Origin of the sequence: Psychrobacter sp. JCM 18900 (assembly GCF_904846625.1) — a bacterium.
GTDB lineage: Bacteria > Pseudomonadota > Gammaproteobacteria > Pseudomonadales > Moraxellaceae > Psychrobacter.
This window is the reverse complement of record NZ_CAJHBL010000003.1, coordinates 245219-259112: the sequence shown is the minus strand read 5'-3', so window position 1 is coordinate 259112 and position 13894 is coordinate 245219. Positions and strand designations below refer to the sequence as shown.

Sequence of the window (13894 nt, the reverse complement as noted above, 5' to 3'; positions counted from 1 at the left end):
AGGTAGGACAAAAGACATAGATGACATTAAAGGTCGTCCTATCAACGATTACGGTAAGCGTCTAGATTGTTAAGCATCAAACCTACATACTAAACTGGCACTATTAAAGTTAATAAAATATTTAATTCATAATAAAAATTCGCTAATAAGAAATGGAGTATATTAATGAGTAACCAAACCTCTAAACCAAATCTAGACATTGTTCATAATCAAGCAGCGAACCGCTTTGAGACCTCTATCGATGGTCAGACAGGTTATATTAGCTATCAGGAAAGTGCTGACAAATTGGTCTACGATCATACTATTGTACCGCAGCAATTAGGCGGTCAAGGCGTTGGTTCAGCACTCGTTAAGCACGCATTGAATTATGCGCGTGAGCAAGACAAGAAAGTGGTACCGCAATGCTCATTTGTCGCGTCATACATTAGCAACCATCCTGAGTATCAAGATTTGATTTAACTAGCTAAGTAGTCGGCTCAATTCATTCGTTAGCTAGGCTCAGTTACGTGACATCGGGCAAAGCAGGAAATGTGTAGATATTTATTTCGCATAGGAGAGATACCACAGCACCACTTTTAATAAACCAATTCGACATAACAATAAAGGTTATTAATATGAGTAGTTTATCTGACAAACAAATCAATCTACAGCTAGAAGAGCTTGCTGGCTGGCAACGTGACGGCAATAGTATCGTCAAGACCTATCATTTTAGTGATTTTATCGAAGCTATGAGCTTTATGAATCAAGCGGCATTTCATGCTGAAGCGCTTGAACATCATCCTGAATGGCGTAACACCTATAATATCGTAGAAGTTCGTTTAACCAACCACGATACAGGCGGTATATCTAGTCTAGATATTCGTTTAGCCAAACGCATGGAGCATATTATTCAGCCCAAACGCTTATAGTAGCCAGTCTACAACGTATGCCTTGATGCCGATTATCCTGACTCTGTACCGATTCCCCTAGTCGAAACAGATAAAAAAAGACCCTCAATTGAGGGTCTTTTTTATAGTAGGTATTTACAACGATAAGCCGTGTCTACATCTTACGACTGACAAAGGCAACGATAAACAAAATCACAGCAACTGCTAAGAAAATGTATGCCAAATTAGCAGACAATCCTGCGACACCGCCAAAACCTAGGAAACTCGCTAATAATGCGATCACTGCAAAAATAATAGCCCAACGAAACATAATCTTCTCCTCAAATAATGGTAAAAAACAGATATTAGAATTTATATAGCATCTATTTAACTTGTTTTTATCTAATGCTAGTTATTACTGTTTACGCTTATAGATTAGCAATGTTCGTCTCTAAAAAACGTTCATTTTAGTAATAGTATCGGTAGGTTATGTAAAGTTTGTAGTAACTGTTAATATCTCATACCTCTTTTTCTTTAATAGATGATATTTTCGAAATAAAATTATATTTCTGAATACAGTGTTATTTAACTGAGAGTTCTTAAACTAAGCGCTTTTTACCTGAATGTGCTTTTATTAAATACTCTTTTACTGAACGCTACTCTTCCAACTGTATGCAGAACTATTTTAAATTTCTCACGTTATATACGATGTTTTATGGAAGGTTGGCTGCAAACTATAAACTGTAGCGACCTCACAAACCCCTAACCTAATCAAACGACTTGGTTTATAGTTTACTATCCACTTATTCTCAAATATATTAAGGACAATACATATGAATACCAATACGGATACTGAAAACCCTATACAAAAAGCCAGCGGCGACACACGCCCTTATGCAGTGGTTCTATATGGTGCGACTAGCTTCGTCGGTCAGATCACTGCCCACTATTTAACCAATTTTTTATCAAATAATAAGAACGAAGATGGCTCAAACGTATCATGGGCGATCGCAGGTCGTGATGAAGACAAACTCAATAAGCTGCAGGCCAAACTTAAGAGCAAGGTAGACATTATTATTGCCAACAGTAACGATGCTGACAGCCTTGATAAGATGACAAAGCAAACTCAAGTCATCATCTCTACTGTAGGCCCATATCTGAAATATGGTGAGCCACTGATCAAATCCTGTGCTGAAAACGGTACAGATTATGTTGATCTTACTGGTGAGGCTATTTTCATCAAAGATATGATGGACAAGTACCAAGATACTGCCAAGCAAAGTGGTGCCCGTATCGTTAACTCTTGTGGTTTTGACTCTATCCCGTCAGATTTGGGCGCGTACTTTACCCAAGCAAAGGCAGAAGAAAAGTTCGGCGAGACCTGTAATGTCATCCATATGCGTGTCAAAGCAGCGAAAGGCGGTATCTCAGGCGGTACTATCGCGTCAATGGCATCAATATTTGAAGAAGCTGGTGAGGACAAAGCACGTCGCAAACAAGTGGCCAACCCTTACTTGTTAAACGATGATACTGATGCACCAAACGTACGTCAGGATAATGTCAGCAAACCAGTATATGACAGTAACCATAAGCGCTGGTTAGCACCGTTCGTCATGGCGACTATCAATACGCGTATCGTCCATCGCACTAACCAATTGCTCAGCTATGAGTACGGTCGCGATTTCAAGTATGACGAAGCGATGTGGATGAAAGATGGCGTCAAAGGAAAACTGTCTAGCTATGCCATGAGCGCAGGTTTATTGGGCTTTGCCACTGCTATGATGATTAAACCAAGTCGCGAGTTACTATCCAAGCACGTCTTACCAAAAGCTGGCTCAGGCCCTTCTAAAGACGAGCAAGAAAACGGCTACTTTGATATTCGTCACTTTGGACAAACGGCTAAAAATGACACTATTACCGTTAAAGTAACAGGTGATAGAGATCCTGGTTATGGCAGTACCTCTCGTATGATTTCGCAGGCGGCATTATGTCTGGCACAAGATATTAGCAAAGAAGATGTTGGCGGCGGGTTCTGGACACCAGCATCTGCGATGGGAGATAAGCTAATAACACGCTTAGAAGCGCATTCTGGTCTTAGCTTTGAAGTGATTGATAGTTAGTCTATTGAGTGAGAACAAAGGTTCAATGTCTTTATGACCGTATCTTGGTTTCGAGATACGGTTTTTTATTACCTACTTTAAAATTTCAGCTAGGATTAAATTGAGAACAACGTATTTTTTTGGTGAACAATGTTTCTGTTTCCCAATTATTTAATACTTTATGATACTAACTACTAATCTAATATTGCTACTATCGTTTTATAAATATTGTAGAAAAATCATATGTAAACATTAGTTTAATTAAATACATGTAACCAAAAAATTTACGTACTGAAATCTGATAGTTATCTAAACACTGGTTTTGAATTATGAATAAAAACTACTGATAAAAGTCTCTATAATACTAATAGACAGATCTAAAAAAACTATTAATAACAATCAGCTAAGTTTAAATAACAACTATAAGCAATCAAATATTCATATTTCTAATACTAGAGATGTCGGTAGATATTTATTCTTAGCAGACTCACTTATTAACAGCTTTAATAACACAATCAACCTTTGCTACTAATGAGCTTTTGAAAAACCTAGAAGTTAAAATATCAGCTAGACTTTAAGTATGGCAGTTTCATAACGTCACAAGAAAACATTAAACTGTTAGAACATTAATGAGTTTGCTACTGAAATATAAACTACATCGTTGATAATTTGCATACAGTATTTACAGACACCTTTAAATAAAAACGGCTCATCATTAAATATGAGTTACTGTTTTTAACTATTGCTAATTATGTATCATGGAGTTTTATAATGAAAAAGAATGTTTTATCACTAATCGTCGGCGCTACCCTTGTACTACCAACTATGGCAATGGCGGCACCCGTTAACAATAGCGATCTAATGCCAGCAGATATGCGTAATGCTGCTGTCAAGAGCACTGTACAGGCTGAAATAGAAGGTCCTGACGGTGAGTTGTTAGCGACCCAACCTGGCGCTGTAGATGTCGAAGAGTCAAACACTGCTGATGTCGATATGGACATGGGTAATGAAGCAGATGAAATGAATGACGAAGCTGACGATATGGATAATGAAGCAAGCAATGATAATGCAGCTTTGATGAACAACGCTCAAGCAACAGCCAATGCGGCAGCAATGACTAATGCTACAACTGCTCAGGCTCCTGTACAGAACACTCAAGCGCCTAACATGCAACACAGCAATCCAGACTATCAGCCTTTAATCGCAGGTGAAGCGGCTACTGAAAACAAAGTTGCAGATGCTGCTAGTACGTTGCAAGAAAAGAAAAAAGACAAGCGTGGTGAGTTATTAGCTACTCAGCCAGCAAACGTACAGTTTAAAGAAAACCGTCGTATCGCTGTATCACGCTAAGCAGATAGTTAGTTTATTTGATTAGTTTGTAAGCGTATTACTTATATAAAAAGGCAGCCATATGGCTGCCTTTTTTTTATATCAAACTATCAATTTTAGCTATTTTTAGTAGTATTTATTTCTTAGTTTTAGTCACGCCAGCTTCTTGTAATAAAGCACCGAGTGTACCCATTTTACTTGGGGCTTCAGCTTTATCATTTTTCACCGGCTTACTACGGTTGCTCGCGTTGTCTTTATCCTGACGCTTGCCACGTGACTTAGATGGACGTTTGTCAGCAGCTGGACGGCTATTATTTGGACGGTCACTATTTGCATTATTATTGCGTGGACGACTGGTTTTCTCGCCATCTGTACTAGCTGTCGTAGACTTGGCAGCCGTACGTACAGGTTTTTCAGATTCAGGTTTCATGCTAAAGCCGATACGACCACGTTTTTCATCGATAGAGATAACCCGTACCGATACGATATCGCCAGGTTTGACACGGTTCATAGGATCTGCGACAAAGTCATTGGCCATTTGTGAGATATGCACCAAGCCATCCTGATGTACACCAACATCAACGAAACAACCAAAGGCCGTTACGTTAGTGACTACCCCTTCTAACGTCATGCCTTCGCTCAAATCTTTGATGCTATTGACGTCATCACGGAAATTAGCTGTTTTAAACTCAGGACGAGGATCACGAGCAGGTTTAGCAAGCTCTTCGATAATCGCTTTTACGCTGACATTATCGTCGTTAGCAGCCAGTGTAGTCGTATCAATCGTATTTAGCACGCCATCATTACCGATGACTTCTGACAACGGCTTGCCCGCTTGTGCGAGTAAGCTATCCACCAATGCATAACTCTCTGGATGCACACCAGTGGCATCTAATGGATTGCTACCATTATGAATACGCAAGAAACCGGCTGCTTGCTCAAATGTCTTAGCGCCTAGACGTGGGACGTTTTTAAGCGCTTCACGGCTACCGAATGCACCGTGCTCTTTGCGATAGGTGACAATTTGCTGCGCCACATTGCGGTTAAGACCTGCGATGTGAGCCAAGATAGCTGGACTGGCTGTGTTTACATCTACACCCACGGCATTTACGCTATCTTGAGTTACTTTATCCAGACTGTCTGCAAGCTGGTTTTGATTGACGTCATGCTGATATTGACCAACGCCAATTGCTTTTGGATCAACTTTAACAAGCTCTGACAATGGATCTTGCAAGCGACGCGCAATAGAAACTGCACCGCGTACAGAAACGTCTAGATTGGCAAGCTCATCACTAGCAAGTTCGCTCGCTGAATAAACAGACGCTCCTGACTCGTTAACGATAACGGCTTTGGCTTTTAGTGCATCGTTCGCAGCCAAAATCTCTTTGATCATCGCATCTGTTTCGCGACTTGCCGTACCATTACCGATAGCGACCAAATCAACGTTATAAGTACTTAATAACGCATCGATGACTTTCTTGGCTTCATCCATCTTATTATCAGGTGCGAACGGATACACTGTCGCTATGACAGGCTTCTCTTCGCTATCTGACATGACATGACCTTGCGCATCAACGATAGCCATTTTTACGCCATGACGAATACCAGGATCGACACCTAAGATTACTTTAGGGCCTGCAGGTGCAGACATTAGCAAATGCTGTAAGTTGCTAGCAAATACATCAATCGCATCCGCTTCTGCGGCTAAGCGCTTTTCAGTTAATAGGCGATGCTCAATATGCGGACGCCATTTGTCTTTCCACAAGCTACTGGCTGCCTCTGCCAAAAACTCACGGCGGGCTGCTGGGGCTTTGGCATCGACATCGAAATGACTGATAATTTTTTCGATAAATGGTGCGTCTTCGCCTTCAATTTTTAGACCCAAGACGTTTTCTTGACGACCGCGCAACATTGCTAATAGGCGATGATTTGGCAATCGAGCAAGGCTTTCGCTATGCTCAAAGTAGTCTTTGAATTTCTCGCCAACTTCGCGCTTTTCTTCGCTCGCAACGCTCGATACGATACTGGCAGTTTTGGCGAAGCCACTGCGTAAGTTGTCCAACAAGCCCAATGCTTGTGTCCATTCATCAACGATAATCGCTTGTACGCCAGCGAGTTGTTTTTCGATATCGCTAAAATCAACCTCGATTTCATTACCACTGTCATCAGTGATACTTGACTGGACTTGATAGTCAGCCAAGGCATCCGTCGGGGTGATTTCTTGGGTCAAGACCGCTTGAGCAGCAGTATCAAGACCAGCGGCACGAGCTTTGGCAGCAGGTGAACGACGACGCGGACGATATGGCAAATAGATGTCTTCAAGCTCAAGCTTAGACGTCGCATTATCGATACGCGTCTGTAGCTCATCGGTCAGATTGCCCTGTGTGCTTAGCAGCTCAGTAATTTTGAGGCGACGTGTTGCCATGTCACGCTCATAATTAAGAGACTTCTCTAAAGCACGCAGCTGCGCATCATCAAGATTCTGAGTCTTTTCTTTGCGGTAACGCGCAATAAAAGGAACCGTCGCGCCTTCATCATAAAGTTTGACAAACGCATTGACTTGAGCAGTCTTAATGCCAAGCGCGCGAGCAAGCTTGTCGTGAATATTCGCGTGTGTGGTTGCATCTAAAACCTGTGCATTTGTCGAGGTTTGAGATGACGTTAAGGTATCAGTGCTACTCATATACGTATCAATCGTTGAGAAATGTAGCTTTGCATTATAGCAAAAGCTGCATGAATAAAAATCCTTTTTATCTTTTCGTTATTTATTGCACATTTTAGGACGCAAATCGTTCTATATCACACATCCTATGGACTTGTTAAACAAACGCATACAGCATTTATTATCATGGGTGATGCAATTCTCGGTGCAATCTTATACACTAAAGTATCAATAACACAAATATTGATATGTGCTGACATATTGAACAATAGTTTTTAATTTTATGAAGTGCTTATTCGTAACCAATAATTAAATAATGATAATTAGTGGCAGTGTTTTTGCTCATAGCTATTTACTTGTAGTTTCTGATAACAATAATTTTTATAAAAGGATGCCTGTATGACTGATAACAACAGCCCTGACACGTTGACTCAGCGTATTTTAGTCGTCGATGACGACGCTCGTCTGCGCTCTTTGTTGCAACGCTTCCTAGAAGACGACGGTTTTGTCGTTCGTACTGCTCATGATGGCAGCCAGATGGACAAACTCATGCAACGTGAGCTTTTCTCTTTGGTCGTACTCGATTTGATGCTACCAGGCGAAGACGGTATCAGTATCTGTAAGCGTTTACGTGAAGACAATGCGGACATTCCTATCATTATGCTGACTGCTAAAGGTGGCGATGCTGACCGTATCGCCGGTCTAGAAGCGGGTGCAGATGATTACTTGCCCAAGCCTTTTAACCCAAAAGAGCTGTTGGCTCGTATCAAAGCTGTATTACGTCGTCAAAACCGTGAATTGCCAGGTGCACCAAGTCATCAAATGGAAGTGGTCGAGTTTGGTCCATGGACACTAGATCTATCGACACGTACACTTAAACGCGATGGTAACGTAGTCACTTTGACAACAGGTGAGTTTTCAGTACTAAAAGCACTCGTACAGCATCCACGTGAGCCACTGACTCGTGATAAATTGATGAACCTTGCCCGTGGTCGTGAATGGGGTGCGATGGAGCGTTCTATCGACGTCCAAGTATCACGTCTACGTCGCTTGATTGAGGACAACCCTTCACAAGCGCGTTATATCCAGACCGTCTGGGGCGTTGGTTATGTGTTCGTTCCTGATGAAGCTGAGGTAGAAACCATCAAAAGTGAATAACTTTTGACTGATCTAATTTCTTTTAATATAGGCCGTGTTTGATTACTCTCAAACACGTGCCAATATGATGAGCATACCTGTGAAAAACCCAATTATTTTTCAAAACATACCCTGCACGTTAGTGACAGGGTTTTTAGGTGCGGGCAAAACCACCGTAATTAATCAGTTACTGGCCACAAAACCGAATGACGAGCGCTGGGCTCTCTTAATCAATGAGTTTGGCCGTATCGGTATTGATGGTGCACTTCTAACAAGCTCCCAAGACACAAATCTTGAGCAAAAGAACATCGCCATTCGTGAGGTCAGTGGTGGCTGTATTTGCTGCACCAGTCAGCTGCCCTTACAGATTGCAATCAGTCGTCTGCTCAGTGACCATCATCCGCAGCGATTACTCATTGAGCCCACAGGGTTGGCTCATCCACGTGAGCTGATACTACAACTTAGTGCGCCGCACTGGCAAACTGCCCTAAAAATGAATGCTGTGATAACCGTACTGAGTGGCGAGCAGTGGCAACAGATTAAGTATCGTGACCATGATGGTTTTCAAGCGCATGTCCGTGATGCCGATGTGCTGATAATCAATCGTTATGTCCAATTAGATACTATCGAAAAACAAGCCTTGGTAGAATGGATAACCAAGCTAAATTCGCAAGTAAAAATCATTTGGGCAGCATCAGGACTAACAGCATCTGAGACAACAGCTTCATCAGATAGTCTTGTAACAGATGCATATTCGTCTACGTTAAACGACCAACTGAATCAGCCTAGCTCTATCATTTCGAATCAACGAAAAGTCAGTATCTCTAATCCTAAAAAATCGATGATTGGTTTACAGTCTCCAGCCAATTCTTTAGCAACTGTACCATCATCGAGTTCATCTACCGATGAGACTAAAGCTCAGGCTAGTGCTGATAGTGGTCTCCCTTATCGCTACCATGAAGAGCAGCAAGATTTTCAATTGGCTGGATGGCGACTACCCGCTCACTACATACTAAACGCTGACGATTTACAGAATTGGTTGTTAGCATTGCCAAACTGGCAACGTATCAAAGGCGTGGTACATACTTCTGATGGCTGGCTGCAGATCAATTTTAACCCTGGTAGTCTAACCACCAGAACCATCGACCCACAGACTGATAGTCGATTGGAAATTATTTTGCAATTAGACAATGCTGTCGATACAAATGCTGCCAATACAGATATAGAAGAAACTGAGAATGATGCCAAAGCGTCATCAATATGGATAGATTGGGAAGAGTGCGATCGCGAACTGATGGCACTGGTTATATAGAAACAGACAAAAAAAGTGCGGACATTGCTATTTTAGCTAGCAATGTCCGCACTTTCTTTTCAACGCAACTAGGGCGTGTCCTCATTTCAAAAATGGTGATAAAAATGAGATAAATCGCAGTCAAACAAGGAAAATAGCGCAGATAATATCGAGATATTAGTCAGCTATTTGACGCCGTTTGGCAAGATTTAGCCATTTTTAACCCATTTAGATGACTATCGATTGAATTGAGGACACGCCCTAACTATTTTTTAACGCAATTGACTGTCTTTACTACCACGACGATTAAACAGCTCAGCCGCTTTTGCTTCTTGTTCAAGCTCCGTCTGGCAGCTAACACAATGCTGAATACCGGGCACTGCCAATCGCCTTGCCTCTGGAATAGGTTTACCACATTCGTCACACAGCTCAGCACTTACACCTGTCGGTAACGAACGTCGCGCGCGTTCCAATGCATCATTTACCGTTGCATCCATTTGCTCGTGCTCAGCACCATCTCTTGACCAGCCACCTGCCATAATTTTATCCTATTTTTTATTCATTATAATTAGACAATACAAATGTCTTTAATAACAAATAGATGGGGCTAGCTACGGTTAATTGCAACCTGCGATAGTGTATAAAACCATCAATAAAGAATGACGCAATCGATTTACAAACTTTGCTACTAATCTTTAGGTTGTAGCTCAATTACTTGACCGCGTACGCCAATACTTTCGTCACTCATCAGACAGACATAGCCTGCCATGATATCTTCAGGTGTTTTTAAGCTCATAGGGTTTTCACCTGGATACGCATGCGCACGCATGTTAGTGCGAGTACCACCTGGGTTGACACAATTGAAACGTAGATTAGTGGTGTTCTGCGTCTCTTGAGTAAAGATATCACTCATACCTTCTACTGCTTGTTTGGAGAGTGCATAAGCCCCCCAAAATGCGCGAGGATGTGTACCTACAGTGCTAGAGGTAAAGACAACAGACCCATGATCGGCATCTTTTAGCAGTGGTAGCAACGCTTGAGTCAGCATAAAAGTCGCTGTGAAATTGACTTTCATCACTTGGGCAAAAGTATCGACGTCATACATCTCAAGCGGCGTCAGTTGTCCTAATACACCAGCATTATGCAATATGCCATCTAACTGGCCGACTTCTTTATTAATTAGCCCTTCAAGCTGCTGCATTTCGGCGTAAGTCGCCCCTTCTAAGTTCATAGGCAACATAGCAGGCTGCTTACCACCAAGACTCTCAATCTCATCGTAGACGTATTCAAGCTTGCTACTAGTGCGTCCTAACAATAAAACTGTGGCACCATAACGAGCATAGGTCAGTGCGGCAACACGGCCAATACCATCCCCCGCACCAGTCACCAAAATAGTCTTACCATCTAAGCAATTACTGGACGGTACAAAGCTACGAATATCATCATGAGTCAAAGGCTGAATAGGACTCTGAACCGTTTTTTTATTGTCTTGTTGAACGACTGGTTGATTATTATTGTCACTCATGGCATTGCTCACTACTTATCATTAAATCGTTGAGGATATGTGCTTATGGTTGTAAATCTGATGATATATAGCAGTCTATAAATATTCAAACTTACCAGACGATAGCAGCAATTTATTTAACTGCTCAGGGGTATCCGTAATATAGTCGGCGCCCCATTTTTTTAAAGACTTTTGATCTTCAGGCGGAATATATCCATAAGCGGCCAAAATCGTTGGCATGCCAGCGGCATTGCCAGCTTCAATATCACGCACATGATCACCGACATAAAGTACGCAGCCTGCCGCCCCTCGTGGGATACCAAGTTTTTCTAGCGCCATATACATTGGCTCTGGGTCTGGTTTGGTGCGAGATACATCATCTGGACAGACCAAAACTGCACAGCGCTGATCCAGTTGCATCTCACTTAATAGCTTTTCAGCTAAATAACGCGGCTTGTTGGTAACGATACCCCACGGCACACCCTTTGCTTCAAGCTCTGTCAGCACCGCTTCAAGCGCCTGAAACACGCAGCTATCGACACAGATATCTGCTTCATAATCATCTAAGAACTGCTGACGAAACTCAAGCAACGCTTCCTCGCTGACTTCGAGTTGATCGTTATGTCTTAGCATCAATTGCACCATGGCTGAGGCACCGGCAGAGACTTGCTCGCGGATTTCCGCTTCAGGCGGTGCCTGCCAGTCATTTTCGAGACTCATTTTACCAATGATACGAACAAAATCAGCAGCAGTATCGATTAATGTCCCATCAAGGTCAAATAAAACAGCTTTTACAAATTGGGTCATAGTGAATGCTCTTGAGATTGATGACGTGTTTAGTGAAAGTATGGCAAATAAATGGACGCTTGCAGCATTAACCCAGTGGCTTTTGTACGGCTATCATATAATTAACATCGACGTTTTGGGCAAGCCAGTAGCGTTTGGTTAGCGGATTATAATGCAAACCGATAATATCCTGACGAACAAATCCAGTATTAAGGGCCATTTTGTCTAATTCAGCTGGCGTAATAAATTTGGCATAGTCGTGGGTACCGCGATCAAGCAACCGCAGCACATACTCTGCACCAACGATGGCAAACAGATAAGACTTAGGATTGCGATTAATCGTTGATAGTACACAGACACCGCCAGGAGCCAGTAATTCATAACAAGCCTGCACAATCGAGCTGGGATCTGGCACGTGCTCTAGCATCTCCATGCACGTCACCACGTCAAACTGACCAGCCTGCGTTTTTGCCAACTCTTCAACGGGTATATGCTGATAACGAAGCGTACTCTCCAACTGGCTTTGCTCTGCATGTAACGCAGCAGCTTTTAGGTTCTCTGTACCTAAATCAATCCCTGTCACATCAGCACCGCGGCGTGCCATAGATTCTGACAATATTCCGCCGCCGCACCCTACATCGAGTACTTTTTTGCCAAAAAGTCCTTGCTCAGCAGTTTTATTAGCAGCGTTTTGATAGCCACGTTTGACGTTTTCTTCTATCCAGTTTAAACGTAATGGATTGATCTCGTGTAGCGTTGCAAACGCCCCTGTATTGCTCCACCATTCACTCGCCAAGTTATTAAATTTTTCGACTTCGCTAGGATCCACGTTGATGGTGTTAGACTCTGTATTATTGAAAGCACTATTATTATTCTGATCATTTGAAGTTGATGAAGAATTTAAAGCAGAGCTCATGGTATATTCCTTGATTGTCACTATCGTTATTATCGTTTACAGTGCACGATTATGTGCTTAATATTAGCATGAGAGTAGCAGTTTTGTCGTAAGCACATCGTCACCGATTGTGAATAGGCTCAAACTTTACCCTGTTTTTAGGCAGTATCTTAATATAGAAAAGCTAAATACTTTTGTGACAATACCGCCTCCTGATATTTTCGACTGTCTTAAATCTTACATAGAAATAAAGCAGACGTTTGAGAAACAGTAGGTTCAGAAAGTAACAAGCAATATACCTTAAATAATAGCTAACAGCTTTACAACTATCGGTTAAGAATGCGATTCACAAGTACATACATTTTACGTTATCATAGTCGATACTTTGCTATTGTTCGATTATACTCGACACTGTCTGGTTTAGACCCTTTAAAAACTATATATTTTAAAGTGTCACATGTTTAACAACCATATAGACACCAACCTCTTAACCCATTCTAAGTCTCCACACCTCAAGGATAAAGTATGAAACGTGTCATCACACTGACTGGTCTAGCCATGGCCATTGGACTTGCCTCTATGGGCGCACAAGCTGCAGACTATGTCGCTGGAAAAGATTACCGTGTGCTAGACAACCCAGAGAAAATCAGCGGTGATGCTATCATTGTTCGTGAATTCTTTTGGTATGGTTGCCCACATTGTAATGCGCTTAATCCGCATATGGAAAAATGGGCAAAAACCAAAGACAAAGATGTTGCCTTCTTCAAGACACCAGCAGCACTTAACCCTGTTTGGGAAGCCAATGCTCGCGGTTTTTATGCGGCTCAGCTTTTAGGCTTTGAAAGCAAAACTCATGACGCATTATTTGACGCTATCCATAAAGATGGTAAAAAACTGTTTGATCAAGCGTCACTAAGCAAATGGTATGCATCGAAAGGCGTTGATGAAAAGAAATTTAACAGCCTATATAACTCATTTGCTGTTGGTACAAAAATTGGTCGCTCTCAAGAAGGCGCCAAGCGTTATCAAATCACTGGTGTTCCATCTGTCGTTGTACAAGGCAAATATGTGGTAACTGGCGAAAACGCTAAAGTCGCTAAAGTTGTTGACTATTTAGTTGACAAAACTCGCGCTGAAAAGAAATAATTCAAGCCATAAGTACTTGAATAACTCACATGACGTATAGCACATTTGTATGTCGTGCACAAAAAAGCCAATCATATATTGATTGGCTTTTTTGCATCTTAACCTTTTAGCTATACGTCTTTTAATTACTCATTTTTTAATTGCTAGTCTTTCAACTAATAAAATTCTAATTAATAGAT

At 41.7% G+C, this 13894-nt stretch carries 13 protein-coding genes; 7 read left to right on the top strand and 6 right to left on the bottom strand.

Annotated features, from left to right (window positions below; translation table 11 throughout):
• Positions 1-165 precede the first annotated feature (165 nt).
• Positions 166-459 (top strand): GNAT family N-acetyltransferase, encoded by a 294-nt coding sequence (locus tag JMX96_RS06695; RefSeq protein WP_201568193.1) that lies wholly within the window; start codon positions 166-168, stop codon positions 457-459.
• Between the two features lie 155 nt (positions 460-614).
• Complete coding sequence (locus tag JMX96_RS06690; protein WP_057757953.1) at positions 615-908, top strand: 4a-hydroxytetrahydrobiopterin dehydratase; 294 nt, start codon at positions 615-617, stop codon at positions 906-908.
• Positions 909-1041: 133 nt separating this feature from the next.
• Here the strand turns inward: JMX96_RS06690 and JMX96_RS06685 are convergent, their stop codons facing one another.
• Complete coding sequence (locus tag JMX96_RS06685) at positions 1042-1197, bottom strand: DUF1328 domain-containing protein (protein WP_082624527.1); 156 nt, start codon at positions 1195-1197, stop codon at positions 1042-1044.
• 502 nt (positions 1198-1699) lie between these two features.
• Here JMX96_RS06685 and JMX96_RS06680 point away from each other — a divergent pair.
• Together JMX96_RS06680 and JMX96_RS06675 are read left to right on the top strand one after the other, a co-directional pair.
• Positions 1700-2986 carry a saccharopine dehydrogenase family protein gene (locus tag JMX96_RS06680; protein WP_201568192.1) on the top strand — a complete coding sequence of 429 codons (1287 nt, stop codon included), beginning with the start codon at positions 1700-1702 and terminating at the stop codon, positions 2984-2986.
• A 750-nt stretch (positions 2987-3736) separates the two neighbouring features.
• Complete coding sequence (locus JMX96_RS06675) at positions 3737-4315, top strand: hypothetical protein (protein WP_201568191.1); 579 nt, start codon at positions 3737-3739, stop codon at positions 4313-4315.
• A 115-nt stretch (positions 4316-4430) separates the two neighbouring features.
• On the opposite strand, the gene JMX96_RS06670 is transcribed toward JMX96_RS06675, so the two are convergent.
• A complete protein-coding gene (locus tag JMX96_RS06670; RefSeq protein WP_201568190.1) occupies positions 4431-6977 on the bottom strand; it encodes a Tex family protein in 2547 nt (848 codons plus the stop codon).
• Between the two features lie 378 nt (positions 6978-7355).
• Here JMX96_RS06670 and ompR point away from each other — a divergent pair, with 378 nt between their 5' ends.
• Both ompR and JMX96_RS06660 read left to right on the top strand, forming a co-directional pair.
• Positions 7356-8114: a two-component system response regulator OmpR gene (gene ompR / locus JMX96_RS06665; RefSeq protein WP_057757943.1), complete on the top strand. Its 759-nt coding sequence runs from the start codon at positions 7356-7358 to the stop codon at positions 8112-8114.
• A gap of 64 nt (positions 8115-8178) precedes the next feature.
• Positions 8179-9405: a CobW family GTP-binding protein gene (locus JMX96_RS06660; RefSeq protein ID WP_227676959.1), complete on the top strand. Its 1227-nt coding sequence runs from the start codon at positions 8179-8181 to the stop codon at positions 9403-9405.
• 251 nt (positions 9406-9656) lie between these two features.
• Here the strand turns inward: JMX96_RS06660 and JMX96_RS06655 are convergent, their stop codons facing one another.
• The 4 genes from JMX96_RS06655 to ubiG all read right to left on the bottom strand — a co-directional run bounded on the left by JMX96_RS06655 (position 9657) and on the right by ubiG (position 12590).
• Positions 9657-9923 (bottom strand): DksA/TraR family C4-type zinc finger protein, encoded by a 267-nt coding sequence (locus JMX96_RS06655; protein ID WP_101204603.1) that lies wholly within the window; start codon positions 9921-9923, stop codon positions 9657-9659.
• A 149-nt stretch (positions 9924-10072) separates the two neighbouring features.
• Positions 10073-10909, bottom strand: a complete 837-nt coding sequence (locus JMX96_RS06650) for a YciK family oxidoreductase (protein ID WP_227676958.1) — start codon at positions 10907-10909, stop codon at positions 10073-10075.
• Positions 10910-10984: 75 nt separating this feature from the next.
• A complete protein-coding gene (locus JMX96_RS06645; protein ID WP_101204604.1) occupies positions 10985-11695 on the bottom strand; it encodes an HAD family hydrolase in 711 nt (236 codons plus the stop codon).
• Between the two features lie 67 nt (positions 11696-11762).
• Entirely contained in the window at positions 11763-12590 is an 828-nt protein-coding gene (ubiG, locus tag JMX96_RS06640) for a bifunctional 2-polyprenyl-6-hydroxyphenol methylase/3-demethylubiquinol 3-O-methyltransferase UbiG (RefSeq protein ID WP_201568189.1), read from the bottom strand.
• A 504-nt stretch (positions 12591-13094) separates the two neighbouring features.
• Between ubiG and JMX96_RS06635 the strand changes: the two genes are divergently transcribed.
• Positions 13095-13715 carry a thiol:disulfide interchange protein DsbA/DsbL gene (locus JMX96_RS06635; RefSeq protein ID WP_057757933.1) on the top strand — a complete coding sequence of 207 codons (621 nt, stop codon included), beginning with the start codon at positions 13095-13097 and terminating at the stop codon, positions 13713-13715.
• Positions 13716-13894: the final 179 nt, after the last annotated feature.